This is a genomic window from Aeromonas sp. S13(2024), assembly GCF_041402405.1.
GTDB lineage: Bacteria > Pseudomonadota > Gammaproteobacteria > Enterobacterales > Aeromonadaceae > Aeromonas > Aeromonas veronii.
This window is the reverse complement of record NZ_JBGLRA010000002.1, coordinates 128,427-154,681: the sequence shown is the minus strand read 5'-3', so window position 1 is coordinate 154,681 and position 26,255 is coordinate 128,427. Positions and strand designations below refer to the sequence as shown.

At 57.4% G+C, this 26,255-nt stretch carries 22 protein-coding genes and 1 pseudogene; 17 read left to right on the top strand and 6 right to left on the bottom strand.

Annotation, left to right across the window (positions count from 1 at the left end; all coding sequences use genetic code 11):
* Positions 1–197: 197 nt before the first annotated feature.
* The gene (locus ACB042_RS04420) at positions 198–1,391 is read right to left on the bottom strand and encodes a class I SAM-dependent methyltransferase (RefSeq protein WP_005336736.1); all 1,194 of its coding nucleotides are present in this window, start codon (positions 1,389–1,391) and stop codon (positions 198–200) included.
* A gap of 293 nt (positions 1,392–1,684) precedes the next feature.
* Between ACB042_RS04420 and ACB042_RS04415 the strand changes: the two genes are divergently transcribed.
* Entirely contained in the window at positions 1,685–3,253 is a 1,569-nt protein-coding gene (locus ACB042_RS04415) for a flagellin (RefSeq protein WP_371177881.1), read from the top strand.
* A 129-nt stretch (positions 3,254–3,382) separates the two neighbouring features.
* On the opposite strand, the gene ACB042_RS04410 is transcribed toward ACB042_RS04415, so the two are convergent.
* The gene (locus ACB042_RS04410) at positions 3,383–4,813 is read right to left on the bottom strand and encodes a methyl-accepting chemotaxis protein (RefSeq protein WP_371177880.1); all 1,431 of its coding nucleotides are present in this window, start codon (positions 4,811–4,813) and stop codon (positions 3,383–3,385) included.
* Between the two features lie 82 nt (positions 4,814–4,895).
* Here ACB042_RS04410 and ACB042_RS04405 point away from each other — a divergent pair, with 82 nt between their 5' ends.
* Positions 4,896–5,168, top strand: coding sequence for an acylphosphatase (locus tag ACB042_RS04405; RefSeq protein ID WP_005345583.1), 273 nt, complete (start codon positions 4,896–4,898; stop codon positions 5,166–5,168).
* A gap of 15 nt (positions 5,169–5,183) precedes the next feature.
* Positions 5,184–6,050, top strand: coding sequence for a CHAD domain-containing protein (locus ACB042_RS04400; protein ID WP_144713288.1), 867 nt, complete (start codon positions 5,184–5,186; stop codon positions 6,048–6,050).
* Positions 6,051–6,189: 139 nt separating this feature from the next.
* Here ACB042_RS04400 and metG read toward each other — a convergent pair whose 3' ends face one another.
* Positions 6,190–8,223 (bottom strand): methionine--tRNA ligase, encoded by a 2,034-nt coding sequence (metG, locus tag ACB042_RS04395; protein WP_026034905.1) that lies wholly within the window; start codon positions 8,221–8,223, stop codon positions 6,190–6,192.
* Between the two features lie 186 nt (positions 8,224–8,409).
* On the opposite strand from metG, the gene apbC reads away from it, so the two are divergent.
* From apbC to ACB042_RS04375, 4 genes are all read left to right on the top strand, one after another.
* Positions 8,410–9,492 carry an iron-sulfur cluster carrier protein ApbC gene (apbC, locus tag ACB042_RS04390; protein WP_005345574.1) on the top strand — a complete coding sequence of 361 codons (1,083 nt, stop codon included), beginning with the start codon at positions 8,410–8,412 and terminating at the stop codon, positions 9,490–9,492.
* A 110-nt stretch (positions 9,493–9,602) separates the two neighbouring features.
* The gene (udk, locus tag ACB042_RS04385; protein ID WP_005345570.1) at positions 9,603–10,247 is read left to right on the top strand and encodes a uridine kinase; all 645 of its coding nucleotides are present in this window, start codon (positions 9,603–9,605) and stop codon (positions 10,245–10,247) included.
* Positions 10,248–10,310: 63 nt separating this feature from the next.
* Positions 10,311–10,892: a dCTP deaminase gene (gene dcd / locus ACB042_RS04380; protein WP_005336719.1), complete on the top strand. Its 582-nt coding sequence runs from the start codon at positions 10,311–10,313 to the stop codon at positions 10,890–10,892.
* A gap of 377 nt (positions 10,893–11,269) precedes the next feature.
* Positions 11,270–12,742: an inorganic phosphate transporter gene (locus ACB042_RS04375; protein WP_040065480.1), complete on the top strand. Its 1,473-nt coding sequence runs from the start codon at positions 11,270–11,272 to the stop codon at positions 12,740–12,742.
* Positions 12,743–12,927: 185 nt separating this feature from the next.
* Here ACB042_RS04375 and ACB042_RS04370 read toward each other — a convergent pair.
* Both ACB042_RS04370 and rne read right to left on the bottom strand, forming a co-directional pair.
* Positions 12,928–14,012, bottom strand: a pseudogene (locus ACB042_RS04370) (IS3 family transposase); the annotation flags it as partial.
* Positions 14,013–14,127: 115 nt separating this feature from the next.
* The gene (gene rne / locus ACB042_RS04365) at positions 14,128–17,232 is read right to left on the bottom strand and encodes a ribonuclease E (protein WP_320546118.1); all 3,105 of its coding nucleotides are present in this window, start codon (positions 17,230–17,232) and stop codon (positions 14,128–14,130) included.
* 414 nt (positions 17,233–17,646) lie between these two features.
* On the opposite strand from rne, the gene rluC reads away from it, so the two are divergent.
* Both rluC and ACB042_RS04355 read left to right on the top strand, forming a co-directional pair.
* Positions 17,647–18,591 (top strand): 23S rRNA pseudouridine(955/2504/2580) synthase RluC, encoded by a 945-nt coding sequence (gene rluC / locus ACB042_RS04360; protein WP_202004512.1) that lies wholly within the window; start codon positions 17,647–17,649, stop codon positions 18,589–18,591.
* A complete protein-coding gene (locus ACB042_RS04355) occupies positions 18,591–19,253 on the top strand; it encodes an HAD family hydrolase (protein ID WP_371177879.1) in 663 nt (220 codons plus the stop codon). The genes rluC and ACB042_RS04355 overlap by 1 nt, the downstream gene beginning before the upstream one ends.
* A 101-nt stretch (positions 19,254–19,354) precedes the next feature.
* Here the strand turns inward: ACB042_RS04355 and ACB042_RS04350 are convergent, their stop codons facing one another.
* Entirely contained in the window at positions 19,355–19,936 is a 582-nt protein-coding gene (locus ACB042_RS04350; RefSeq protein ID WP_103252017.1) for a nucleoside triphosphate pyrophosphatase, read from the bottom strand.
* A 119-nt stretch (positions 19,937–20,055) separates the two neighbouring features.
* Here ACB042_RS04350 and yceD point away from each other — a divergent pair, with 119 nt between their 5' ends.
* From yceD to fabF, 8 genes are all read left to right on the top strand, one after another.
* The gene (yceD, locus tag ACB042_RS04345; RefSeq protein ID WP_013723766.1) at positions 20,056–20,577 is read left to right on the top strand and encodes a 23S rRNA accumulation protein YceD; all 522 of its coding nucleotides are present in this window, start codon (positions 20,056–20,058) and stop codon (positions 20,575–20,577) included.
* Between the two features lie 19 nt (positions 20,578–20,596).
* Positions 20,597–20,764, top strand: a complete 168-nt coding sequence (gene rpmF, locus ACB042_RS04340; RefSeq protein WP_005300935.1) for a 50S ribosomal protein L32 — start codon at positions 20,597–20,599, stop codon at positions 20,762–20,764.
* Between the two features lie 9 nt (positions 20,765–20,773).
* Positions 20,774–21,793: a phosphate acyltransferase PlsX gene (gene plsX, locus ACB042_RS04335; RefSeq protein ID WP_100653778.1), complete on the top strand. Its 1,020-nt coding sequence runs from the start codon at positions 20,774–20,776 to the stop codon at positions 21,791–21,793.
* A 7-nt stretch (positions 21,794–21,800) separates the two neighbouring features.
* Positions 21,801–22,760: a beta-ketoacyl-ACP synthase III gene (locus ACB042_RS04330; protein WP_371177878.1), complete on the top strand. Its 960-nt coding sequence runs from the start codon at positions 21,801–21,803 to the stop codon at positions 22,758–22,760.
* Positions 22,761–22,831: 71 nt separating this feature from the next.
* Positions 22,832–23,767 carry an ACP S-malonyltransferase gene (gene fabD, locus ACB042_RS04325; protein WP_064337924.1) on the top strand — a complete coding sequence of 312 codons (936 nt, stop codon included), beginning with the start codon at positions 22,832–22,834 and terminating at the stop codon, positions 23,765–23,767.
* 13 nt (positions 23,768–23,780) lie between these two features.
* Positions 23,781–24,515: a 3-oxoacyl-ACP reductase FabG gene (gene fabG / locus ACB042_RS04320; RefSeq protein WP_005333159.1), complete on the top strand. Its 735-nt coding sequence runs from the start codon at positions 23,781–23,783 to the stop codon at positions 24,513–24,515.
* Between the two features lie 158 nt (positions 24,516–24,673).
* The gene (acpP, locus tag ACB042_RS04315) at positions 24,674–24,910 is read left to right on the top strand and encodes an acyl carrier protein (RefSeq protein WP_005300909.1); all 237 of its coding nucleotides are present in this window, start codon (positions 24,674–24,676) and stop codon (positions 24,908–24,910) included.
* An 82-nt stretch (positions 24,911–24,992) separates the two neighbouring features.
* On the top strand, positions 24,993–26,234 hold the full coding sequence (fabF, locus tag ACB042_RS04310) for a beta-ketoacyl-ACP synthase II (RefSeq protein ID WP_123173047.1): 1,242 nt from the start codon (positions 24,993–24,995) through the stop codon (positions 26,232–26,234).
* The last annotated feature ends 21 nt before the right edge of the window (positions 26,235–26,255 follow it).

The window sequence follows — 26,255 nt, the reverse complement described above, 5'->3', positions numbered from 1 at the left end:
AATGTGCAGTTATTGTGCAAAGTAATTTAAACAGAGAAGAAGTGGGGCGCTGGCAGCAAAAGAGGAGGAGAAGGAACGCGAATAAAGCAGAGAGGGTGGTCATCGGGGCGAGCGTCAGGCTCAGGTTTATACGGCGCGATGCAAAACAATCAGGCCCGCAAGGGGCCTGATTGATCACGAGGGAAGATGACGACCGTTCAGCGGGCGCGTACCACCAGTCCCTTGAGGTAGAAGCCTTCCGGATAGGCGGTACCGATGGGGTGATCGGAAGCCTGGGAGAGCAGCTCCAGGATCTGGGCATCGCGACCGGCATCGAGCGCCGCATCGGCAACGATCTTCTGGAACAGGCTCTGCTCCATCAGGCCGGAGCAGGAGTAGGTCAGCAGCACGCCACCCGGTGCCAGCAGCTGGAACGCCAGCATGTTGATGTCTTTGTAGCCGCGGCAGGCACCCAGCAGCTGTGCCTTGCTCTCGGCGAACTTGGGTGGATCCAGCACGATGACGTCGAACTTCTCGCCCTTCTCGCGATATTCACGCAGCAGCTTGAACACGTCGTGACGGACAAACTGGGTGTTGCTGGTATCCAGCCCGTTCAGCTCGGCGTTCTGGCGGGCGATATCCAGCGCATTCTGGGAGAGATCGACGTTGACCACTTCCTTGGCGCCGCCCTTGAGGGCATAAACGCCAAACCCGCCGGTGTAGCAGAAGCAGTTGAGCACCCGCTTGCCTTCGGTGTACTTGGCAGCAGCCTGACGGTTATCCCGCTGATCCAGATAGAAACCGGTTTTGTGGCCGTTACGAATATCCACCAGGATCTTGACGCCACCGTTCTCTTCGATGACCACCGGCTCGTTCGGGGTCTCGCCATAGATGACGCCGGTGCGCTCTTTCAGCCCTTCCTTCTTGCGTACCGCCACGTCGGAGCGCTCATAGATGCTGCACTCGGGGTAGAGGGTACGCAGTGCTTGCGTTATCAGCTCGCGCTGGAACTCGGCACCGGCAGAGAGGATCTGGCACACCAGAAAATCGGCATAACGGTCGATGGTCAGACCCGGCAGGCCGTCGGATTCGGCGGCGCAGAGGCGATAGCCGGTGAGGCCCTGGCGCTTGATCAGCGGATCGCGAGACTCCTGCGCATATTTGAGGCGACGGATAAAGAAGTCGAGATCGACGGTCTCATCCTTGTCGAAGGTCCAGACCCGGGCACGGATCTGGGAGCTGCCTGACCAGGCGCCACGGGCGAGCCACTTGCCATCGTTGGCATAGATCTCGACGGTATCGCCGTCAATGGGGTTGCCCTGAACCCGCTCAATCCCCTTGGAGAAGATCCAGGGGTGGCGACGCAGCAGGGATTTTTCGCGGCCTTTGACGAGATAGATGGAAGCGCTCATGGATGTTTGCCGATGGTAGAAAGAAAAGGGGCCACATTCTATGTGCAATAGTGCGGCTAAGCCAGCCTTTGCTGGTATATGGCAGAGTGACGAATTGTACAACTGGACAACGCCCGAGTGTTGCATATGCAAGATTTGCAGAATCTCAATGTTGGCGTTTCACGCTGTTTATCTTATATGCCACAGTTGGTTGTGCTTGTTTTTTGTTCAGCGCTGGTCGCTATGTGTGCGCAATGTAGTCAATAAAGCGTTTTAACCTTACTTTATAGTGATTTTCGCTAAAGAGTCATTTGATGATGTCGATAGTGGGGGAGACCATTTTGAATCTTTCCTGTATCGAGCTGTCCATGTCCCTCTCCATCGCTACCAATATTTCTGCCCTCAATGCTTCTCGCCATCTTGGTCAATCATCCAACATGCTTGATTCGGTATATCGACGACTCTCATCCGGCTTGCGCATCAACAGTGCCGCTGATGATGCTGCAGGCTTGCAGATCAGTAATCGCCTCACCAGTGAAGTGAACGGGACCAACACCGCTATTCGCAACGCCAATGATGGGATCTCGGTGATCAACGTCGCCGATGGGGCGCTTGATGAGTCGGTGAACCTGATGCAGCGGATGCGCACCCTGGCACTGCAGTCGGGAAGCGGTGCCAATACGGCAGAGGATCGCGTAGCCCTGAATGCTGAGTTCAAGCAACTGCAGTTGGAGATGGACCGGATTGCCACAGGTACCCGGTTTGCCGGACAGGACCTGCTGGCGGGGAGTTACGAAGGTATCTTCTTGGTCGGTGCCTATGCAGGACAGAATACCGTCATTACCGATCTCAATGCCCAGACCAAAAATCTGGGGGAGATGGAGTGGCGAGCGCGCAGTCCGGCAGGAAGCAAGCCTAGGGCGTATGACATTGCTGATCTCAAGCTTTCATCTCAGCCTATCACCCTTAATGGCGTCACTTTTGACAAGGACTATTCAACCCTGGAAGCGTTCGTGGCAGATATTAATGGCACCACCTTTCCCAATAATCAGGGGCCGGTACAAGCGCAACAACTGCCATTTTCAGTCGCCTCCGCGGTTGATTTATCCGCATTACCCTCCTATATCGATGTGGCGGGTCACTCTGTGGATTTGACCACAGGCATTGATATGACTGGATGGGATCCGGTCAATCCGACAGCAAAAAATAGTGCCATCATGGCAACCGTGGTTCAACGCATCAACAGTACTGCGCAATCGGCAGGTCTAGGTTTTTATGTGAGTGCCTCCAACAACAGCAATCCCGCCAGCAATGCGTTGACCATGCATAGCGCTCAGGGCAACAGCCTTGCGCTGGCCAATGGCACAACCCCCCCTCCGCAGCCAGCACCACCGGCGCCTCCGGTGATCAGTAGTTCCTCTCTGAGCTCTCTGTTACCCGATGTTACATCGACGACGTATATCGGTCAGATGGAGCTGCGCTCATCAGGCGACAAGTATTCCAATATTGATATGCAGGGATCCAGCTTGCATGCGCTTGGTTTTTATCAAGAGGACAAGAAGAAATACACCGTTGATAACATTGATGTCCTGAGTTACGACAACGCCAGCAGGGCCATCAAAACCCTGGATGTGGGTATGAAACAGCTGGGTGTTCAGCGTTCTCGGCTCGGGGCCCAAGCCAACGCGCTGGATTCACGGGTACGCAATCTGGCCAATGCCAATGAGAACCTCAGCGCTGCCCGTTCAAGGATCCGGGACGCCGACATGGCGGTAGAATCGGCGCGTTTGGTCAGCACTCAAATCTTGCAGCAGGCGAGCTCTTCGATTTTGAGTCAGGCAAACAGTCGCCCCAATGCGGCCCTGAGTTTGCTGCAATCCTGAGCGGGGCTGCCAGCCAGCATAGCAATTGGTCGCTATCATTCATGGTCACTATCCATACAGACAAAGAGGCCACCCAATGGGTGGCCTCTTTTCTTATTGCTTCTTGTTGCCGGATGCTATTCGGCAGCGTCAGAGAGTGATCCCCTTGAGTGCCAGGGTCAGCTCGCTGGCGGTGGCTTTCAGCCCCTGCGTACCGGCTACCGAGGCGCTGGCGGATTCTTCCACCTGCGCCGCTTCATGGCGCACTTGATCGAGATTGTGGGTGATCTCGGCGGCGACCGAGCTCTGCTCTTCGCTGGAGGTGGCGATCTGGGTGCTCATCTCCAGTACCGCATCGCTGTGGTTGCTCAGCTTCTCGATATCAAGCCCCACCTCGCTGATGAGCTGCTGGCTGCTGGCGGCGCGCCCCACGGTTTTCTCCATGATCTCATTCAGCGCGCCGGTACCGGTCTGCAGCTCTTCGATCATCTGCTGGATCTCCACCGTCGCCTGCTGGGTACGGCTGGCGAGGGTACGCACCTCATCAGCTACCACCGCAAAGCCGCGACCCTGCTCACCGGCCCGTGCCGCTTCGATGGCGGCGTTGAGGGCCAACAAGTTGGTCTGCTGGGAGATGGCGTTGATGACGTTGACCACCTCGTTGATCCGGTTGGCGTTGTGGGTGAGCCGCTCGACCGCGCCGGAGGCGTTGCCAATCTCGTCGGCCAGGGTGCGGATCGCCTCTATGGTGCGGGCTACCCGGTTGGCGCCATTTGCCGCCTCTTCGCTCGATTGGCGGGTCTGCTGCAGGGTATCGTTGGCATTGCGCGCTACTTCGCGGATTGCCGCCGACATCTGTTCCATGGCGGTGGCCAGTGAATCCATGTGCTGGCGCTGGGAACGCGCCATGGTCTCGCCTTCGCGGGCATGGTCACGAAACTCGTCGGCGGCCATGGTCAGCGCTTCGGCAGACTCCTCCACCAGTTTGACGATCTGGTGCTGGCGGTCGGTAAAGCGGTCGATGCTGCCCGCCAGGGTTGAGAACTCATCCCGCACCGGGATGAAGTTGAGTCGGAAGGTGAGATCCCCATCCGCCACGGTTTGCAACGCCTTGTTGGTGGAGTAGAGCGCACCGGAGACAAAGGTCATCATGTAGTGGATCACCAGCGCCATCAGGGCGGCCAGCGCGCCGATGAGGAGCAGGGTCGAGCCCTGACCCTCCCACATGGAGAGGTTGCCGGTGTCGAGATCACCGGTGACGTAGCCTGCCTGACCCGCTGGCGCGGTAAAGAGGTAGTGATCTCCTTGCTGCTGCAACCCGCTGCTGCCATGCCGGGTCAGACGCAGATCAGCAGGCAACACCAGAATGGGTTGCTGGCTGACCAGCTGCGCCGTGGTCTCGACCCGTTGCTGCAACTGCGCTACCCGCAGGGAGATCTCCTGCTGATGGCTGGCCGCCAGCATGTACCAGCTGAGGAAGGCGATGATGAAGAGAGGTAACCAGAACGCGATATGGAATTTTTCACTGATGGTGAGGTGAATGAGATAGCGGTCAACCCACCGGAATTTAACTTCTTTCATAATGGAGCTGCATCCTGCAGAGATAGAGTGTCGGGCACATTATCGTCTCGGGAAATTTTTTCTTAAGCGGAAGGTGTGAGAAATGGGAGAGCAATCGTTTGTCATTCGGGTGTGGGGGCAGGTGCAGGGGGTGGGATTTCGCTATTTCACCCGTGAGCGGGCGCTGCAACTGGGTTTGCGGGGCCATGCCTACAACCTGGAGGATGGCTCGGTGGAGATCCTCATCAGTGGCCCCGCGCAGGGGGTGCAGATGATGTTGGGGTGGCTGGAACATGGCCCGCGCACCGCCAGAGTGACCCGGATGGAGTATGAAGAGGCGCTGCCGCCCACCGGTCAGGGCTTTCACACCAACTGAAAGGGCGGAGATGAGATGGACGCTGACAAGGAAGGTCTGTTGCTGACTCAGGCAACAAGCTGGGTCGCCCGTTATCAGGAGGCGGCGCGAGCGGTGCGCGAAGAGGCCAGCGAACCGGCCGTGCATGGCTACCGTATCGCGGCGCGCCGCTTGCTGGCGCTGCTCGCCCTGTGGCGACCACTCGCCTATCATCCCGAGCTGGAGCGGCGTCTGCTGCGCTCGGTCGGGTGGCTTTCGGCGCTGCGGGATGCTCAGGTCTACGCCGAGCGTTTTGGCAAGCCGCCTGCCAGCACGGGCAATACCCACAAATCGGCCTGTCGTGTACCCCTGTTGTCGCGGCGACTGGCCCGCTGGCTTGCAGCGGTGGCGCAGGTGCCGGATGCGCGGGCATTGGCATCGCTCTATCAGCAGCATCTGGCCCTGCGCCTTGATGAGGCACAGAGCGCTCTCGATGAACCTATTCCCTGCGTTGGGAAATCTGCCAGCTCCCGTCAGCAACAGTTGCGCCGCTGGCATCGGCTGCGCCTCGAGATCAAGCAGGCCCGTTATGGCGTGGAACTGTTGCTGGATCTGGGGAGTGGAGATCCCGGCTGGTTGAGCACCCTGACTCACTGGCAGGAGCGACTCGGCCAGTTGCAGGATTGGCGGCAATGGCGGCGGAGGTTGCGAGCAGAGCAGGGGAATACCCGCAAGCAGACGAAACTGCGGCAGCAGTTGAAGGGGAAGATCACCACCCGATTGCGTCAACTGGACTGCCAGCAGGCGGAGCTGGTGGCGCTCAAACTGGCGATGCAGGCAGGCCACAACATGAATGACATGCCAAGTCGGGTGATCAGCTATTCAGAACAAAATGTATCGCCCGCCAAGTCAAGCGGTGGATAGCCCCAAGGCCGCAATCTGGGAAAGTCATCCGCGACCAGCATCTACAAAAACTATCCAGGCCAAACAGGTGAGATAAAAAAAAAGAGAGGCCGTTTGGCCTCTCTTTTCTATCTGGCTGTGGTCGCAGTCAGCGATGTGCTTACTTGACGCGCATGCCAGGCTGGGCGCCTTCTTGCGGCTCCAGGATCCAGAGATCCTTGCCGCCCGGGCCTGCGGCCAGCACCATGCCTTCGGACATGCCGAAACGCATCTTGCGCGGCGCCAGGTTGGCCACCATCACGGTCAGCTTGCCTTCCAGATCTTCCGGGTTGTAGGCGGACTTGATACCGGCAAACACCTGACGGGTTTCGCCGCCGATATCCAGTTGCAGCTTGAGCAGCTTCTCGGCTTCCGGTACCGCTTCGGCCTTCTTGATCAGTGCGACGCGCAGGTCAATCTTGGCAAAATCGTCATAGGTGATGGTTTCGCTGATGGGGTCATCAGCCAGGGGGCCGGTCACTTTCGGTGCCTGCTCCTTGGCCAAGTCTTCCTTGGATGCCTCGATCATGGCTTCAATCTTCGCCGGCTCGATGCGGGAGAAGAGGGCCTTGAACGGCGCAACGGTGTGATCAACCAGCGGCATCTCGATGCCATCCCAGCTGAGGGTTTCGGCCAGGAAGGCTTCGGCACGTTCGGCCAGCAGAGGCATGACGGGCTTGAGGTAGGCCATCAGCACGCGGAACAGGTTGATGCCGACAGAGCAGACCGCCTGCAGCTCGGCATCTGCGCCTTCCTGCTTGGCGATAACCCAGGGAGCCTTGTCGTCCACGTAGCGGTTGGCCTTGTCGGCCAACGCCATGATTTCACGGATGGCGCGGCTGAACTCGCGGCTCTCATAGGCTTCCGCAATAGCGGTACGGGCGTTGGCGAATTCGGCGTAGAGTTCGGGCTCGGCGCAAGTGGCAGCCAGCTTGCCGCCAAAACGCTTGGCAATAAAGCCGGCATTGCGGGAGGCGAGGTTAACCAGCTTGTTGACCACGTCGGCGTTGACGCGCTGCACGAAATCTTCGAGGTTCAGGTCCAGATCGTCGATGCGGCTGTTGAGCTTGGCGGCGTAGTAGTAACGCAGGCACTCCGGATCCAGGTGGTTCAGGTAGGTGGATGCCTTGATAAAGGTGCCCTTGGACTTGGACATCTTGGCGCCGTTGACGGTCACATACCCGTGCACGTTGACCTTGGTCGGCTTGCGGAAGTTGGCACCTTCCAGCATGGACGGCCAGAACAGGCAGTGGAAGTAGGCAATATCTTTACCGATGAAGTGGTAGAGCTCGGCGTCGGAGTCCGCTTTCCAGTAGCTGTCAAAGTCGATGTCACCTCGCTTGTTGCACAGGTTCTTGAAAGAGGCCATGTAACCGATGGGGGCATCCAGCCAGACGTAGAAATACTTGCCCGGGGCACCGGGGATTTCGAACCCGAAGTAGGGGGCGTCACGGGTGATGTCCCACTGCTGCAAGCCGCTTTCGAACCACTCCTGCATCTTGTTGGCCATCTCTTCCTGAATGGCGCCGGAGCCGCGCACCCACTCAGAGAGCCATTTTTCAAACTGCGGCAGGTCGAAGAAGAAGTGCTCGGAGTCCTTCATTACCGGAGTCGCGCCGGAGACGGCAGATTTCGGATCGATCAGCTCGGTCGGGCTGTAGGTGGCGCCGCAGCTGTCGCAGTTGTCGCCATACTGCTCCGGAGACTTGCACTTGGGGCAGGTACCCTTGACGAAACGGTCCGGCAGGAACATGGATTTTTCCGGATCGAACAGCTGGGAGATGGTGCGGCTCTTGATAAAGCCACCATTTTTCAGGCGGCCGTAGATCAGCTCCGCCAGCTCGCGGTTTTCGTCGCTGTGGGTGGAGTGATAGTTGTCAAAGCTGATGTTGAACCCGGCGAAGTCGGCCTGGTGCTCCTTGGAGACAGCGGCAATCATCTCTTCCGGGGTGATCCCCATCTGCTGTGCCTTGAGCATGATCGGGGTGCCGTGGGCATCATCGGCACAGATGAAGTGCACCTGATGGCCGCGCATTCGCTGATAACGAACCCAGATATCGGCCTGGATATGTTCCAGCATGTGGCCAAGATGGATGGAGCCATTGGCATAGGGGAGGGCGCAGGTTACCAGCATTTTACGAGGATCAGTTGCCATATTACGTTCTTGATGTGCTTGTTGGGATGATAGAGTGCCGTGCATGTTACCCGAATTGGGGGTAGCCTGCCTAGGGTTGTGGCTATGCCAACCTTGGCAGCACCTGCCGTTATGATGGCAGGCAAGCCACTGATTTGTGTGCGGTAACCGTTCACCTCAAGATAATGACAAGATAATGAGGAGTTAATGGTGATTGATTCAGTAAAACAGATCCTCGCCGAATTTAAGCCAGCAGGCTGGCACAAGGATCTGGTGGATGCCGGATTCGTTCGTGAGATCATCAATCAGGGTCAGGGGCTTACTATCCGGCTGGTCTTGCCGTTTGCCGGTCTCTCGCTGCTCGATCAGCTCAAAGAGAACTACGATGCCAGGCTGCGTAGTGCCACCGGCGCTGCCCGTATCGACTGGGCATTGGAGATTGACGTCGCCAGCATGCCGCGGGCGCAGGGCCTCAATGCCGTGCAGGGCATTCGCAACATCATCGTGGTTGCTTCCGGCAAGGGCGGGGTAGGCAAGTCCACCACCGCAGTCAATCTGGCGCTGGCCCTGCAAAAAGAGGGGGCGCGGGTCGCTATTCTCGATGCCGATATCTATGGCCCTTCCATTCCCACCATGATGGGCACCCTCAAGGAGCGCCCGGTCAGCCATGACGGCAAGCTGATGGAGCCGGTGATGGCCTGCGGCCTCAAGAGCAACAGCATCGGCTATCTGGTCTCCGAGCAGGATGCCACCATCTGGCGTGGCCCGATGGCGAGCAAGGCGCTGGCGCAGATCCTCCATGAGACCCGCTGGGGCGAGGTGGATTATCTGGTGGTAGACATGCCGCCGGGCACTGGCGATATCCAGCTCACTATGGCTCAGCAGGTGCCTACCTCGGCGGCAGTGATCGTCACCACCCCGCAGGATGTGGCGCTGGCCGATGCCCGCAAGGGGATCGCCATGTTCAACAAGGTCAATGTGCCAGTGCTCGGTATTATCGAGAACATGAGCTACCACGTCTGCAGCGCCTGTGGTCATCATGAGCCGCTGTTTGGTACCGGTGGCGGCCAGAAGATGGCAGAGCAGTATCAAGTGGCACTGCTTGGTCAATTACCGCTGCACATCGATATCCGCCAACACATGGATGATGGCTGTCCGACGGTGTTCGGCGCACCGGAAGGAAGCCTGGCTCAGGCCTATTTGAAGCTGGCGCGCAGGGTAGGGGCTGAACTCTTTTTCAGCGCAAAACCGATTGCGACCCCCCTCTATGCCATGGCGCTGGATGAATAATCGGCGGTCGGTCACTTGAAAGGGAATTGAGGGTGGGCATGACCCACCCTTTTTTATATAATGGATCGGTTTAAACCATCCCCACTGCTCTTCTCTTTTAGGTATTTGTCATGTCTGATACTCAACATTCGTGTGTGATCATCGGTATTGCGGGCGCATCTGCGTCTGGCAAAAGTCTTATAGCCCAGACCATTTATGAAGAGCTGGTGGCCGAACTGGGCGCAGGTCAGATTGGTGTGATCACCGAAGATTGCTACTACCGTGATCAGACCCACCTGACCATGGAAGAGCGGGTCAAGACCAACTATGACCACCCCAACGCGCTGGATCACGACCTGCTGGTACAGCACCTGAGCCAGCTGGTCAAAGGTGACGCGGTTGCCATTCCCCAGTACTCCTACACCGAACACACCCGGATGAGCGAAGTGACCCCGTTTGCCCCGCGCCGGGTGATCATTCTGGAAGGGATCCTGCTGCTGACCGACAGCCGTCTGCGGGATCTGATGGATGCCTCCATCTTCATGGATACCCCGCTCGACATCTGCCTGCTGCGCCGTCTGGTGCGTGATGTGCAGGAGCGTGGCCGTACCATGGACTCCGTGCTCAAGCAGTATCAGAAGACGGTGCGTCCGATGTTCCTGCAGTTTATCGAGCCGTCCAAACAGTATGCCGATGTGATCGTGCCCCGTGGTGGCAAGAACCGCATCGCCATCGACATGCTCAAGGCGCGTATTCGCCACATGTTGATTGGTTAAGATGAAACAAGCCGGGTGATGCCCGGCTTTTTTAAAAGCACAATTTGTCAGGAGAGTCGCCCAATGCGTCTGTGTGATACCGATATTGAACGCCATCTGGATGAAGGCAAGATCGTCATTGAGCCACGGCCCGGGGTAGAGCGGATCAGTGGTGTCAGTGTCGATGTGCTGCTGGGTAACGAGTTTCGGGTGTTTCGCGATCATACCGCGCCCTATATCGACCTGAGCGGCCCGAGCAGCGAGATGGCTGATGCCATCGATCGGGTGATGAGTGACGAGATCCACATCCCCGATGGCGAAGCCTTCTACCTTCACCCGGGTCAGCTGGCGCTGGCGGTGACCTACGAATCCGTTACTCTGCCTGCCGATATCGTCGGCTGGCTGGATGGCCGCTCTTCACTGGCGCGGCTGGGTTTGATGGTGCACGTGACGGCGCACCGGATCGATCCGGGTTGGTCCGGTCGCATCGTGCTGGAGTTCTACAACGGCGGCAAATTGCCGCTGGCGCTGCGTCCGAAGATGAAGATCGGCGCCTTGAACTTCGAGATGCTCTCCGGCGTCGCGGCCCGTCCCTACAACAAGCGGGAAAATGCCAAGTACAAGAGCCAGCAGGGCGCCGTTGCCAGCCGCATCAATCAGGATTGATAACTGGCAACACGGCAACGATTCAAGGGAGCACAAGGTGCTCCCTTTTTGCATCTGGAATCAAACGGATATGGGGTTGATGGTGCTGGTCGGATGAGATTGGCGGGGCAGGGACGTTTTATCACCACTTTCGCCCGTTTTTCTGTCATAAAAACGTCATAAAAATGAAATTATTGGCTTAATTGTCAGCTATTTTTGCCCTTTCCCGCAATCATTAGCGGCTTTAATTAATCGATGGCAAGCCGCATGAGGACTGGCTCTAGGATATTTTTTCCCAAAAAGCTCTTTTTTTTTATGGCTGAAATATTTCAATGGTGGCTATGGTGTTGGCCGCCATCTGGCATAATCCGCCGCAACTCATAAACAGGCTTTTTTTTATGTTTGAAATGTTTAGTGGTTTGGGTTTGTGGTGGTCAATCGGTTTGGTATTGGCCGTTTTTTTTGTGCTTGCCTATGAATTTATCAACGGCTTTCACGATACCGCCAACGCGGTAGCAACGGTTATCTATACCAAGGCGATGCCAGCTCACCTAGCGGTCGTTGCATCGGGGATCTTCAACTTTTTTGGCGTCATGTTCGGCGGTCTGGGTGTGGCCTATGCCATTGTCCATCTGCTGCCCATCGACCTGCTGCTTGGGATGGACTCCACCCAAGGGTTGATCATGGTCTTCTCCTTGCTGTTTTCCGCCATCGTGTGGAACCTGGGCACCTGGTTCTTCGGGATCCCGGCCTCCAGTTCACATACCTTGATCGGTTCCATTCTGGGGGTAGGCGGCGCCTATGCCTGGATCACCCATAAACCGGTGACAGAAGGGATCAACGTGGGCAAAGCGATCGACATCATGCTTTCCCTCATCATCTCTCCCACCATCGGCTTCATCATCGCGGCGCTGCTGCTGCTGGCGATGAAGCGCATCTGGACCAGCAACAAGATCCACAAAACGCCGGAAGAGCGCCAGCTGGTGGATGGCAAGAAACACCCGCCGTTCTGGGCGCGTCTGACCCTGGTGGCCTCGGCCATGGGCGTCAGCTTCGTGCACGGCTCCAACGATGGCCAGAAGGGTATCGGTCTGGTGATGCTGGTGCTGATCTGTATGGCGCCAGCCTATTTCGCACTGGACATGAACAGCCGCGCCTATGATCTGGACCGGACCCAGGATGCCAACCAGCGCATCATGGAGATCTACCAGCGCAACCAGTCCGCCCTCTCTGGCGTCATCAACTTCTCTGCACCGGCAACGGCTCAGGAAGAGCTGATGACTCACTGCTCCGCCGATGGCGTGCTGCAGGCGATGGCCACCCTGGATGCCCGTCTGGGTGCCGTGCGTACTTATGATCAGATGAGCCTGACTGACCGCCGCGAAGTGCGTCGTCTGCTGCTCTGTATCGATGACACCGCCCGCAAGGCTGCCAAGCTGCCGCTGCCAGCCAAGGAGCTGACCGATCTGGCCAAATGGCGCAAGGACCTGACCGCGACCGCTGAATATGCACCGACCTGGGTGATCGTTTCCATCGCGCTGGCGCTTGGTTGCGGCACCATGGTGGGCTGGCGTCGTATCGTCCATACCGTGGGCGAGAAGATCGGCACCACCGGCATGACCTATAGCCAGGGTATTGCGGCCCAGATCACGGCAGCAACCTCAATCGGGGTCGCCAGTCTGACTGGTATGCCGGTCTCCACCACCCATATTCTCTCTTCTGCGGTGGCGGGGACCATGATTGCCAACAAATCCGGCCTGCAGAGCCAGACCATCAAGACCATCCTGATGGCCTGGGTGCTGACCCTGCCGCTGACCATGCTGCTCTCCGGCGGCCTGTTCATCGTCAGCCACCATCTGTTTGGTGGATAACATCGCTATTTTTTCTAAGGGCCTGCGGGCCCTTTTTTCATATCTGCGATTGGTTTTAATATGCCAACAAACAAAGTATTGTATTGAAATTATCAATAGGTGTGATACTGCACATTAACGCTTTGAATGAACTTTCTCAGAGATATCCAAAGCGCAAACACAGGAGAAAGCAGGGCGTTTTCCTGTAGCAACACTCCCTTCAAAATCCCGTTCACCCGCTCCGCCAACGCATTCTGGTAACAGTCATACCCATCCGTCATCGAGCATTTCCCCCCGTACTGCTCATGTAATCACTGATACAGCCCCGAGCAATACTGCACGCCGCGGTCTGAGTGATGGATTAGCTCCCCGCTGCCACACCGCTGCTTCAGTGCTTTCTTGAACGCCACCGACTCTGCGTGCATTCCTTCGTGCACGTGATGGCCCACTATCTTGCGTGAGTAGGCATCCGTCACCAGGCTCAGGTACAGCGGCCCGCTCCTGGCTGGCAGATAGGTGATATCTGCGACCCAGACCTGCTCCGTGGCCACCGGTGTGACCTGCTCTGGCCCCGCCTTGAGCAAGTTGGGATGACGGTAGAAACGGTGAAAACTGTGGGGGGTCTTGTGATACGCCCGTCTGGGCTGCACCTGCAGGCGGTGCTCGGCCAATATCCGAAACAGCCTGTCCCGCCCTACCTTGAGCCCGCCATCATCCTGACCCTGCAGCAGATAATGCAGCTTGCGAGTGCCCACCCGAGGGTGTCGCAGTCGAACCTGACGCACAAAGCGCACCACCTGCAGCCCTTGTGCATGGCGTAAGTCTGCAACCCGATTGCGCTTGTAGTAAGCCTGCCGGCTTATCCCTAGAAACAGGCAAGCCCTGACAATGGTCAGCCTCTCGACTTGCCGCTGCGAGAGGACTTGCCGGGTCGCTTTTTTACGATGGAGACGCCGTAGTCATTCTTCAGCACATCGACGACGGCCTCAAAGAACTGGGCTTTCTGGCTCATCAGCGCCAGCTGTTGCTCGAGTTCCTTAATGCGCTGTTCGGGCGTCTGGTTGTCGGGGTCAGGCATGGTGATGCTCCTGCCGGCACGTACAGAAGCCCCCTGGCTCCAATCTTGCCGACCATGTTTACGCAACCATACCAGAACGGTGGAACGGCCCTGAATGCCATAACGCACCTGAGCCTGTTTGTAGGTGAGCTCGCCTTTTTCAATCTGCTCGACCAGTGCCAGTTTAAAAGTCAGCGAGTAATCGCGCTGTGTTCGTTTCACACCTTGTCCCATCGGGTTCTCCATTTATTGGGAGGAAAGGTGTAAACCATATTCAGGACGGGACACGAGAAATAAAAAAGCCACACCGGTTGGTGTGGCTTTTGTTTAGGGGGTCAACCCGGGTTGCTTAGGGGCGACCGGCCGGGCAGGTGGCCACGTTGACGGCGGCAGTGCTGCCACCATGACGACCTGATGTGCTCACCTCGTTGCGTACCAGCGGCGGGTAGTTAACCGGCTCACGAGCAGGCAGGGCAGGGGCTTCGGCAGGGGTTGCCATCGGGGCGGATGCTTTACGGGCACGAGCCAGCAGGCCGGCACCGTGAGCTACCTGTTTGGTCACGACTGGAGTCTCTTCCACTGCAACGGCAGCGACAGCGACAGCGACAGGAGCCGGGGCTTCGACAACCGCAACTGGCATTTCGACTGCAGCCGGTACAGCTTCCACGACAGGAGTGCTGACAGCAGGGGCTTCTTCAACAACCTGATCAGTTTCAACGACTTCAGTTGCAGCCATGTCGACAGCCGGCGCGGCGACAACGGCAACTTCCGGCTCCGCTACAACCATGACTTCTGTGACAGCAGCAACAACCGGGCTAGCGCTCACATCGGATTGAGTTGCTTCAACCTGGGCAGCAGCCTGTTCGGCAGCTTCTTCTGCAACGGCTTCGACAACCACATGCTCGGTCAGTGCGGCAGAGGCTTGCAGGGCAGCTGCGACGGCTTCAGCGCTCGGGATGGTAACAACGGGCACTACCGGCTCTTCAACCTGCGCTTTGGCAATATCTGCCTGGGCTGCGGTGGTCAGAGTGGTGGTATCTTGCTGTTCTTCGTCACGCTGGCTGCGGGCATCTTCGTTGATGCGCTTGCGGCGCTGTCCTTCGATACGCTGGCTGCGCGGAGTGCGGCGTGAACGGCGTTGGCCTTCACTCTGCTCTTCCTGCTCGTTACCCACGGTGGCATCGATCACGTCAGCTTGCGCTGGTACTTCGTCAACCGGCAGGGCAGGGGTGTCAGCAGCGGCGACATCGACGCGGATCTGCTTGCGCAGTTGGCGACGTTCGCGGCGCTCGGCCACTTTCTGCTCTTTCTCCTGACGTGGCTGGACGGCAGTTGCATCAACGGCGTCTACCGCTTCAACAACGACTTCGGCGCGCGGCTCACGGGGAGCACGAGGTTCACGGGCCGGACGTGGTGCACGTTCCTGGCGCGGTTCGCGAGGCTCGCGTTCCTGACGGGGTTCACGTTCCATGCGCTGTTCGCTGCGCAATTCGCCACGAGCTTCACGCTCCTGACGAGGCTCGCGCTCTTTGCGCGGACGGCGATTGCGGTTTTCACCACCTTCGCGGTTGCCACCTTCACGCTTCTCGCCAGCTTCCGCATTGTTGCGGTTGCCACGATTGTCATCACGACGAGGACGCTGACCACGGCCACGGCCTTCTTCGCGCTGGTGACGTTGACCTTCATCCTTGCGTGCTTCACGAGCTGCTGGTTTCTCAGCGGGCGCTTTCACGTCGGCAGGGGCGGCATCGCTGCTGAACATGCCGGTAATGCCTTTGAGCAGCTTGCTGAAGAAGCCGGCTTCTGCAGGAGCCGCAGCAACGGGAGCCGCCGGCTGTTGCGGTGCAACAGGAGCCGGTTGTGCCGGTTGGGCAAAGCCTTGCAGCAGCGGTTGCTCACGCTCGATCACCTGAGCTTGCTTCGGTTGGTAGACCGGCTTGGCAATCTCGGTTTTCAGCTCGTAGCTGGCCGCTTCCGGGATCTCGTTCTGACGAATGCGAGTCACTTCGTAGTGCGGGGTTTCCAGATGCTGGTTCGGAATGATGTAAACACGCACATCATTGCGCTGTTCCAGACTGGCGATGGCGGCACGCTTCTCGTTGAGCAGATAGGCTGCAACATCCACCGGCACTTGGCCGTGAACCTGCTCGGTGTTGTCCTTCATGGCCTCTTCTTCGATGAGACGCAGGATGGACAGGGCGAGAGATTCATTGTCACGGATCACGCCCTGACCCTGGCAACGGGGGCAGATATGGCTGCTGGACTCGTTGAGGGAGGGGCGCAGACGCTGACGAGACATCTCCAGCAGACCGAAACGGGAGATCCGACCCAGCTGGATGCGGGCACGATCCTGATGCACCGCTTCACGCAGACGGTTTTCCACTTCGCGCTGATGGCGAACCGGGGTCATGTCGATGAAGTCGATTACGATCAGGCCACCCAGGTCGCGCAGACGCAATTGACGGGCAATTTCGTCGGCCGCTTCCAGGTTGGTTTGCAGCGCAGTCTCTTCGATATCGCCGCCCTTGGTGGCGCGGGAGGAGTTGATATCGATGGAGGTCAGTGCTTCGGTCGGATCGATAACGATGCTGCCGCCGGAGGGGAGGCGCACTTCACGCTGGAAGGCTGATTCAATCTGGCTCTCAATCTGGAAGTGGTTGAACAGGGCAACTTCACCCTTGTACAGCTTCACACGGTTGAGGAAATCGGGACGTACCAGCTCGATATGGGCCTTGGCGCGTTCGAAAATCACCGGATTGTCGATCAGGATCTCGCCCACATCGCGACGCAGATAGTCACGGATGGCACGCACGATGACGTTGCTTTCCTGGTGGATCAGCACCGGCGCAGCGCGCTCCTGAGAGGCCTTGTGGATGGAGTCCCAGTGGTTGAGCAGAACGTTCAGATCCCACTCCAGCTCTTCTGGCGACTTGCCCACACCTGCGGTACGTACGATCAGGCCCATGCCTTCCGGCACGGTCAAACCACTCAGGGCTTCTTTCAGTTCAGTCCGCTCATCACCCTCGATGCGGCGGGAGATACCACCGGCACGGGGGTTGTTGGGCATCAGTACCAGGTAGCTACCTGCCAGGCTGATAAAGGTGGTGAGGGCTGCACCCTTGGTGCCACGCTCTTCCTTGTCGATCTGGACGATAACTTCCTGACCTTCGCGGACCACTTCTTTGATGTTGGGACGACCCTGATAGGAGTAACCGGAGGGGAAGTAATTGCGGGCGATCTCCTTCAACGGCAGGAAACCGTGGCGCTCGGCGCCGTAGTCGACAAAAGCAGCTTCAAGGCTGGGTTCTACGCGGGTGATCTTACCCTTGTAAATGTTCGCTTTCTTCTGCTCGTGTCCCGGACTTTCAATATCCAAATCGTAGAGCTGTTGTCCGTCAACCAGCGCTACGCGCAACTCCTCTTCTTGAGTTGCGTTGATAAGCATTCTTTTCATTGAGTTCTCATTATTGTGTCATTTTGATTTCCTCCATCTGGGTCCTGCCAGCGCCGGCCTCGGGTCTTCAGCATACTGGGGCAACCTCCCGGTTGGGGTATGCATGAGGCGCAAACTAAGGGCGTTCTGGTCATCACTTCTCGAGAAGTGAATGAATAAGGATGCCGAAATGGAGACAAATAAACGGTAATGTTTGTGTTCTCCATGCGTTGTACCTCGCACCCGGGAACCGTCATGTTCTTGTATATACGGTGTTTCGGGATTGGGTGGCATACTTTTTGGCCACTTAGTACAAGGCTTGAACACAATGACAAAACCTTGTTTATTATCCCATTTAAACCTCTTTTATAGCAAGGCGCCATTTTTCAACAAACCATGCAGCCAAGGGGCGCTGGCAGTGGTAAAATCCGCGCCATGACACAGATACAACAACAAGTGCAGCTGCTCACCATCGAAGCTGAGCATGACGGGCAGCGCATCGACAATTTTCTCAAGACTCAGCTAAAGGGCGTCCCCAAGAGCCTGATCTATCGCATCCTTCGCAAAGGTGAAGTGCGAGTAAACAAAAAGCGCATCAAACCGGAGTACAAACTCTGCGCAGGTGATGAGGTACGGGTGCCCCCCGTGCGCGTCGCTGAAAAAAATGAGCTGCCATCCGCCAACCTGAGTGTTATCCAGCGTCTGGAGAGCCAGATCCTGTTTGAAGACGATGCCATGATCGTGCTGAACAAGCCCTCCGGCATGGCAGTACACGGTGGCAGCGGCCTGAGCTTTGGCGTGATTGAAGGGCTGCGAGCCCTGCGGCCGGAAGCCCGTTTCCTCGAATTGGTTCATCGACTGGATCGCGACACCTCTGGTGTATTGCTGGTTGCCAAGAAACGCAGCGCCCTGCGCAGCCTGCATGAGCAGTTGCGCGTCAAGACCATGCGCAAGCAGTATCTGGCGCTGGTTCGCGGCAAATGGCAGGCTCACGTCAAGGTGGTTAATGCGCCGCTGCGCAAAAACGATCTGCAATCCGGTGAACGGGTGGTGCGGGTCAGTGCCGATGGTAAGCCCTCCGAAACTAGGTTCCGTATCGTGCGTCAATTTGCCGAAGCGACCCTGGTCGAGTGCAGCCCCATTACTGGCCGTACCCACCAGATCCGCGTGCATACCCTGCATGCCGGTCATCCGATCGCCTGTGACGATAAGTACGGTGAAGCGGCGTTTGACGAGAAAATGCGCAGCCAAGGGCTGAAACGGCTCTTTTTGCATGCCTGGAAGCTCAGCTTCACCCATCCGGCCGATGGTCGCGAGATGCAGGTAGAAGCACCGCTGGCACCTGAACTCGACAACTTCCTCAACGGCTTGCCACGCTGATGCAGGATATCCGGCTCGCCATTTTCGATTGGGACGGTACCCTGATGGATTCGGTGGGCCGGATTGTGGCCTGTGTGCAAGGGGCCGCTAGAGATTGTGAGCTGGCGGTACCTGCACCAGCCCAGATCCGGCAGATCATCGGATTGAGCCTTGATGTTGCCATGTCCCGTCTGTTCCCCTTATGCAGTGGCAGTGGCGCCACCAGCGGTGAGCGCCAGATTGCCGCGCTCATCGATCGCTATCGTCATCACTATCTGCACGATGCCACCCCCAGCCCGTTGTTTTCCGGGGCAGGGGAGTTGCTGCATGACTGGCAGTCACGAGGGCTGCAACTGGCCGTCGCTACCGGCAAATCGCGCCGTGGGCTGGATCGGGTATTGGATGAGACCGGACTGCGCCCGTTGTTTGTAACCAGTCGCGGGGCCGATGAGGCTCGCTCCAAGCCTGATCCGCTGATGCTTGAGCAGATCCTGGACGAGTTGGAGCTTTTACCCCGGCAGGCGGTAATGATCGGCGACTCTGTTCACGATATGGCGATGGCCGAGGCAATTGCCATGCCGCGCATTGGCGTTACCTGGGGTGTGGATAGTAGTGATGCTCTCAGTCGTCACGGACCTGTAGCGGTGGTGGACTCCATGACGGCTCTTCACGCGCTGTTGTAGACACCTTTCTTTTAAGAGACATCAATCTGATTGATAACAGAAGCCCGGTCTATTGACCGGGCTTTTTATATGCTCGATCTAGCTTATCTATTCGTCCGCAATCAGGGCAGGGCAATACCGTGGCGCTCCAGCAGCTCGATCAGGCCGATCAGTGGCAGACCGATCAATGCGTTAGGGTCGCGCCCCTCCAGCCCCTTGAACAGCACGATCCCCATTCCTTCACATTTGAAGCTGCCCGCACAATCGAGGGGCAATTCTGCCTCTACATAGCGGCGAATGGCGGCTTCATCGAGGTTGCGAAAATGGACGGTGAAAGACTCCACCAGTTGATGAGCCTCACCGGTTGCGGCATTCACCACGCACAGGCCGGTGTAGAAGGTGACGCTGCGACCTTGAGCCGCCATCAGCTGGGCGATGGCATTGTCGATGGTGCCAGGTTTGCCGAGGATGTGATTATCGCAGACACACACCTGATCAGATCCGATGATCAAACCGTGATCACGTTGCCCGGCGATGGCATCAGCCTTGGCACGAGCCAGTCTGGCCACCAGCGTCTCGGCGGATTCGCCAGCCAGTGGTCGCTCATCCACATCGGGGGCGGCACATTCAAAAGGGAGACCGAGCTTCTCCAGCAGGGCTTTGCGATAGCGAGAAGTTGAGGCGAGGATCAGATTCTGTGGCATAATCGAGTTACCGATGAAAGCAGGTACCGGCATTCTAGGGACTTGTGACGTTAAAATCATCGGCGGTAAGGACTTTTTCCTTTGACTATCAGTTGTTGGACCTATATTATTCGCGCCCTATGCAAAAGGTGAAGTTGCCCGTTAAGGTTGATCCAGTCCGTAGTGCCTTGAAGCTGCTCGATTACATCGGGATAGTGGAAAAGTCGCAGATGCCCAGGCTGGAGGAATCAACCGCTGGCTTGCAGAGTGATATCGATGTATCACTGCACTTTGGCAAAGATGTCCAGAAGTTGACCGTTATGAAAGGCACTGCCCATGCCAAGGTTGACCTGGTTTGCCAACGTTGCGGGGAGACATTCGAACACCTCTGTGAAGCTGAATTTATCTACACTCCGCTGTTCGAAAGAACAAACGAGGAAGAACTGCCGGAAGCTTATGAGCCCATTGAGTTGGACGAAAACGGCGAGATAGATCTTCATCAAATCCTGGAGGATGAACTCATCCTCTCGTTGCCTCAAGTTGCAATGCATTCTCTGGATGCATGCCCGAGAGGAAACATGGAGATGACCTGGGGTGAAATCGAACCTGCTGATGAGCGGCCGAATCCCTTTGCAGTTCTTGAAGAGCTTAAACGTAAGTGAATTTAGGAGTTAGCCTACAATGGCCGTACAACAGAACCGTAAAACCCGTGCCAAGCGTGGCATGCGTCGTTCCCACGATGCGCTGACCACCGCTGCCCTGACTGTTGATCAGACCAGTGGCGAAATTCATCGTCGTCACCACGTGACTGCCGATGGTTTCTACCGCGGTAAAAAGGTAATCGCTTAAGGATTGCCTTTGTCTACGCAAACTGTCGCGCTAGACATCATGGGGGGAGATATTGGCCCCTCGGAAACAGTGCCTGCCGCCGTGCAGGCACTGTCTCTTTTACCCCAGCTAAAACTGATCCTGGTCGGCGACCAGCACCAGACCTCCTCTCTGCTGCAGCAACATGGCTTGCTGAATCATCCCCGAGTTCGTTTCGTACATGCATCCCAGGTGGTTGGCATGGGCGATAAACCGATCGTGGCGCTGCGTACTCTGAAAGACTCCTCCATGCGGGTGGTACTCAATCTGGTGAAAGCCGGTGAGGCCGATGCTTGCGTCAGTGCCGGTAATACCGGTGCGTTGATGGCGATGGCCAAGTGCGTGCTCAAATCCCTGCCCGGGGTCGATCGGCCGGCACTTATCAAGGCGCTGCCGACATTGAGTGGCAAACGCACCGTGATGCTGGATCTAGGCGCCAACGTCAGTTGCGATGCGGATACCTTGCTGCAGTTTGCGGTGATGGGCTCCGTCGTGGCCGAAAAGGTAGAAGGCATTGCATCCCCCCGTGTTGCCTTGCTCAACATCGGCGAGGAGGAGATCAAGGGCAACGATCTGGTGCGCCACAGCGCCGAATTGTTGCGTCAGTGCCAAGCGCTCAATTATGTCGGGTTCGTCGAAGGGGATCGCATCTTCAGCGGCGACAGCGATGTGATCGTCTGCGACGGTTTTGTCGGCAATGTTGCCCTCAAGACGGCAGAAGGGGTGGTGCGGATGATGGCCCAGCTGGCCGGATATCCCCGCAAGAAACGCACTTTTCTTGGCCGGATCGCCGGATTTATGTTCAAACGGCGTTTTTCTTACCTGAACCCCGACCAGTATAACGGAGCAAGTCTGTTAGGATTGCGCGGCATTGTGGTAAAAAGTCATGGGCGGGCCGAACGGCGCGCTCTGTGTAATGCGATCCTGCTGGCCGCACAAGAGGCCAAACATCAACTTCCACTGCAAATAGCAGATCGCCTTGAAGCTGTCTTCTCTGACAGGGATCTATAAGAACTCTATGCATAGCAAAATTCTGGGTACTGGCAGCTACCTGCCGAGTTCAGTGCGTACCAACGCCGATCTCGAGCAGATGGTTGAGACCAGTGATGAGTGGATCGTGGAACGTACCGGTATCCGTGAGCGCCGTATTGCCGGGGCTGACGAAACCGTTGCCACCCTCTCTTACCAGGCCGCTCTGCGCGCCCTGGATGCAGCCGGTTTGACCGCTGCCGATCTCGATATGATAGTGCTGGCCACCACCAGTGCTGATAATGCCTTCCCGGCTGCCGCCTGCGAGCTGCAGGGGCTGCTCGGCGTACCGGGCATTCCTGCCTTTGACGTGGCAGCGGCCTGTGCCGGTTTCACCTACGCACTCTCCATTGCCGATCAGTTCGTCAAATCCGGCGCCGCCCGCCATGTGCTGGTCGTCGGGGCCGATGTGCTCTCCCGCATGTGCGATCCGCAAGATCGCGGCACCATCATCCTGTTTGGTGATGGGGCAGGGGCTGTGATTGTCGGTGCCAGCGAGACGCCGGGCATCCTCTCTACCCATCTCCATGCCGATGGCCGTTATGGCGAGCTGCTCAAGCTGCCTCATCCTCGTCGCGGCATGCCGGGTGCCGAGCTCGAAGCCTACATGTACATGAAGGGCAACGATGTCTTCAAGGTCGCGGTCACCCGTCTGAGCGAGATCGTCACCGAAACGTTGGCCGCTGCTGGCATCGAGCCGAGCGAGCTGGATTGGCTGGTGCCTCATCAGGCCAACTTCCGCATCATCAGCGCCACCGCCAAGAAGCTCGGTATGAGCCTCGATAAAGTGGTGCTGACCCTCGACAAGCACGGCAATACCTCTGCCGCTTCTGTTCCGGTTGCCTTCGACGAAGGGGTGCGGGATGGCCGGATCAAACCGGGTCAGCTGGTACTGCTGGAGGCCTTCGGCGGCGGTTTTGCCTGGGGCTCGGCGCTGGTTCGCCTCTGATCTTCGACGGGATGGTGCGCCCATCATCCCGTCACCGATTTCATTTTTGTCTTATCTAAAAGGAATCAATGATGACCCAATTTGCCATTGCCTTCCCGGGACAAGGTTCCCAGTCCGTTGGCATGCTGGCCGAGCTGGCCGAACAACATGCCGTGATCAAGGAGACCTTCGCCGAGGCGAGTCAGGTGCTGGGTTATGACCTGTTTGCCCTGGTGATGGATGGTCCGGTTGAAGATCTGAACAAAACCTGGCGCACCCAGCCTGCACTGCTGACTGCCTCTGTCGCCCTGTGGCGCCTGTGGCAACAGCTGGGTGGGGCAACTCCTGCCATGATGGCGGGTCACAGCCTGGGTGAGTACTCCGCGCTGGTTTGCAGCGGCGCACTCGATTTTGCCGATGCGGTCAAACTGGTCGAGCTGCGTGGTCTGGCCATGCAGGAAGCGGTACCGGAAGGCACCGGCGCCATGGCGGCCATCATCGGTCTGGATAACGAATCCATCGCCGCCAACTGCGAAAAAGCGGCACAAGGGCAGGTCGTCTCTCCGGTCAACTTCAACTCCCCGGGCCAGGTGGTTATCGCCGGTCACAAAGAGGCCGTTGAGCGAGCCAACGTGCTGATGAAAGAGTCGGGCGCCAAGCGTGCGCTGCCGCTGCCGGTCTCCGTGCCGTCTCACTGCGCACTGATGAAACCTGCCGCAGAAAAACTGGCAGCTGCGCTGGACGGGATCGAGATCAAGGTTCCAGCCATCGCGGTCATCAATAATGTCGACGTATCCTGTGAACAGGATCCGGCCGCCATCAAGCAAGCGCTGGTACGTCAGCTGTTCAGCCCGGTTCGTTGGACCGAGACTGTCGAGCGGATGGCCAACGAGGGGGTTACCCTCGAGATCGAGATGGGACCGGGCAAAGTGTTGACCGGGCTCGCCAAGCGCATCGACAAGCGCGTGGAAGGTATTCACGCCAACGATGCCGCCTCTTTCGAGCAGGCGCTGGCCCAGATCAAGTAAACAGGAGCAAGTGATGAGCTTTACCGATAAGGTTGTGTTGGTGACCGGTGCCAGTCGTGGCATCGGCCGTGCGATTGCCGAAACATTCGTGGCCCGTGGCGCGAAAGTGGTCGGTACGGCGACCAGCGAGAGCGGTGCCGAGGCGATCAGCGCCTATCTGGGTGAGAATGGTTGCGGCATGGCACTGAACGTGACCAGCCAGGAATCCATCGAAGCCGTCTTCGCCGCTATCAAGGCGCGCTTTGGCGACATCGACATCCTGATCAACAACGCGGGGATCACCCGTGACAACCTGTTGATGCGGATGAAAGATGACGAGTGGAACGAGATCATCGATACCAATCTGACCTCGCTTTATCGTCTGAGCAAACCTGTGTTGCGTGCCATGATGAAGAAACGTCACGGTCGCATCATCAGCATTGGCTCCGTGGTGGGAACCATGGGCAATGCCGGTCAGGTCAACTATGCTGCCGCCAAGGCCGGTCTGGTTGGTTTTACCAAATCGTTGGCGCGGGAAGTGGCATCCCGTGGTATCACAGTGAACGCGGTTGCTCCCGGTTTCATCGAAACCGACATGACCCGTGCCCTGAATGACGATCAACGTGCCGGCATCATGAGTCAGGTGCCTGCCGCCCGTTTGGGTGATCCAAAAGAAATTGCCGCAGCTGTGGTATTCTTGGCTTCTGATGAAGCAGCCTATATCACCGGCGAAACCCTGCATGTTAATGGCGGGATGTACATGGTGTAATCAATTTGTCGTAAGATCTGTTCAAATTTGCGATAGTACGCCGAAGTTTGGCACATTTCGTGGTTTGACCAGCGGCAAGCTACTTGCAAACTCACGTCAATTGAATAAACTACCCCAACCAGACGCAAATAGCGTATTTTTAAAGGAAAATTCAGGTCATGAGCAACATCGAAGAACGCGTAAAGAAAATCATCATCGAACAACTGGGTGTTAAAGAGGAAGACGTTAAGAACGCTGCCTCCTTCGTCGACGACCTGGGCGCTGACTCTTTGGATACCGTTGAACTGGTAATGGCGCTGGAAGAAGAATTCGATACCGAAATTCCTGATGAAGAAGCCGAGAAGATCACCACTGTTCAAGCGGCTATCGACTACATCACCGCTAATCAGGAATAAGTTCCTGTTCTGAAAGAAGCGGCCCAAGGGCCGCTTCTTTTGTATTTGTTCCTTTTCAAAAAACCTCTCGGAGACTACCTCAGTGTCAAAACGCAGAGTCGTGGTGACCGGCTTGGGGATGCTTTCCCCGGTGGGTAACACTGCCGAATCCAGCTGGCAAGCACTGCTCAACGGGCAGAGCGGTATTTCCCTTATCGAACACTTTGATGCCAGCGAGTTTGCAACCCGCTTCGCAGGTCTGGTCAAGGATTTCGATCCCGAGCAGTACGGTATCAACCGTAAAGACGCTCGCAAGATGGATCTCTTCATTCAATACGGCATCGCGGCCGGTATGCAGGCGCTGGATGATTCCGGCCTGACCATTAATGAAGAGAATGCCGAACGTGTCGGCGTGGCGATTGGCTCCGGTATCGGCGGTCTGGGTCTGATTGAACAGAACCACGAAAGCCTAGTTAACGGCGGCCCGCGCAAGATCAGTCCCTTCTTCGTTCCGTCCACCATCATCAATATGGTGTCCGGTCATCTCTCCATCATGAAAGGTCTGCAAGGGCCGAACATCGCCGTGACTACCGCCTGTACCACTGGTACCCATGCCATCGGTATGGCTGGCCGGATGATTGCTTACGGTGATGCCGACGTGATGGTCGCTGGCGGTGCCGAGAAAGCCTCCACCGCGATGGGGATGGGTGGTTTTGCTGCCGCCAAGGCACTCTCCAACCGCAACGACGAGCCGCAAAAAGCGAGCCGTCCGTGGGATAAAGATCGCGACGGTTTCGTGCTGGGTGACGGTGCCGGTGTACTGGTACTGGAAGAGTACGAACACGCCAAGGCCCGTGGCGCCAAGATCTACGCCGAGCTGGTCGGTTTTGGCATGAGCGGTGACGCGTACCATATGACTGCGCCTCCTGCAGATGGCAACGGTGGCGCTCGTGCCATGAAAAATGCAATCAAGGATGCCGGCATTGCCCCCGAGCAGATTGGTTACATCAACGCGCACGGTACCTCCACCCCGCTGGGTGATGTGGCTGAACTGCGTGGCATGAAGTCGGTGTTTGGTGAGCACGCCAAATCCCTGATGGTCAGCTCCACCAAGTCCATGACCGGTCACCTGTTGGGCGCCGCCGGCGCCATCGAGGCGATCATCACTGTGTTGGCCCTGCGTGATCAGGTGGCTCCGCCCACTATCAACCTGGACAACCCGGATGATGAGTGCGATCTGGATCTGGTACCCCATGTGGCCAAGTCAGGCAGCTTCGAGTACGCCCTTTCCAACTCGTTTGGTTTTGGCGGCACCAATGGCTCACTGATCTTCAAACGCGTATAATTTGCCGCAGGGCAAAGACAC